The 1,812-nt window shown below is 62.0% G+C and carries 1 protein-coding gene; it reads right to left on the bottom strand.

Annotated features, from left to right (window positions below):
- Nucleotides 1-167: 167 nt before the first annotated feature.
- On the bottom strand, nucleotides 168-1,673 hold the full coding sequence (locus tag ACXJ7R_RS31650) for an arylsulfatase B (RefSeq protein ID WP_457155246.1): 1,506 nt from the start codon (nucleotides 1,671-1,673) through the stop codon (nucleotides 168-170).
- Nucleotides 1,674-1,812: the final 139 nt, after the last annotated feature.

Consider the following 1,812-nt stretch of genomic DNA (forward strand, 5'->3'; position numbering starts at 1 on the left):
GCATTATTTATGCCTCGCTGCCCGGTCATGCCTAGATGCCTAGACGACCAAGCATCTTATTGATTATTTACGTCTTTCGGCCTTCTTGCAAAACCACCGCAAGGTGCCGGCAGTTGTAGGCGCCTATCTCGCGCACCAGCGCCTCGAACGGCCTGCCCATCCCGCCGTCAGTCCCCCAAGCTGAGCAGTGTCGATGGATCGGCCGTTACCGGTGGCGCGAAGAAGGTCAGCCGCACTGCTTCCATAAGCAGTTGCGGCGGGGCCATCTCGCCTGCCAGTTCGACGATGCGCCCTTGCAGCTCCTTCATCCTGTCCGGGTTCGCCGCAGCGAGATCGTGAGCTTCGGATTTGTCGGCGGCGAGGTTGAAAAGCTCCGCCTTCGGCGGCAGTGAGGCCTTCCACACAAGCTTCCAGTCGCCTTTGCGAACGGCTCCGGCCAGAGGATCGACGTTGTAGACCACTTCGGCGCGGGGAGACGGCTTTCCCTCGCTCAGGGCGTCCCAGACATTCATGCCGTCCAGTGGCTTGTTCTTCTCCAGCTTGGCTTCGGCGACGGCGGCAAGCGTGGGATACATGTCCGTAACGTGGACCATGCCGTCGACAACGCCCGGCTTGATCTTGCCCGGCCAGTTGGCGAAGGCGGCGACCCTGGTGCCACCCTCGTAGAGTTTGCCCTTGCCGCCACGATAAGGTCCGTTGCTGGCGGGCAGTGTGCCCCCGACTTTCGAATCGCCAGCAAACAGCGAGTCTTTCACGCCACCATTGTCGCTGTGGAAGACGATGATGGTGTTGTCGCGCATGCCTTTCTTTTCGAGCGCCGCAACCACCTTGCCGACGCCGTCGTCCATCACCGAGATCATCGCTGCATATTTGCGCCGGTTCTCGTCTGCGATGCCCTTGAAGCGGTCGAGATACTCCTGCGGCGCCTGGAAGGGCGTGTGCGGCGCGGTGAAGGCCAGGTAGAGGAATAGMGGGCTCTTGCCCTCGTGGCGCTCGACAACTCGCACGGCCTCGTTGCCGAACAGCGTGTTGTCGAAGCCGGTTTCGTTGAGCGGCTTGTTGTTGCGATACCAGTCCTTCACGCCGTGGGAGGAATGCTTAAAGTGGTCGATCTCTCCGACCAGCGCGCCGTAGAAATAGTCGAACCCGCGCTGCCGCGGCCAGAACTCTGGCTTGGCATGGCCGAGATGCCATTTGCCGACCATGGCCGTCTTGTAGCCGGCGTCTTTCAGAACCTGCGGCAAGAGGTACTCATCGACCGGAAGCCCGTAGGTGCCCGCTGCCGGTATGACGCCCGTCTGTAGTCCGTATCGCAGAGGATAGCGGCCGGTCATTAATGCCGCGCGCGTTGGTGTGCACATAGGCAGGGCGTAGAACTGGTCGAAGCGAGCTCCGCCCTCGGCGAGCTTGTCGAGGTTTGGCGTCTTGATATCGGAACCGTTGAAGCCGGCATCCCCCCAGCCCATGTCGTCAGCGACGACGTAGACGATGTTGGGGAGCGCCGGCTGGGCGGCCGCAGGCTGAACCCAGGCAAGGCCAGCGAGCACGCCCGAAAGGCCAACCGGTGTAGCCAGTCGCGACGCCGCTGCCGCCGTGCCGGCCATCAATGCGTCTCGCCGCGTGATTTTGTTGCTGATGCCGGCTTCAGCCGGGAAGTCTCGATCGTTGCTCATGTTTTGCCCCTGCTCTGCTAAACCAAATCATGCGTTCAAAACCCTGCGCGCCAAATATGCTGGCGCCGATCATTTCCCCGGTACCCAAAGCGGCAGGGCAGCGGTCAGGACGCGCCACACTGCAGCATAGCCCCGACAG

Source organism: Mesorhizobium sp. P5_C1 (assembly GCF_054049815.1).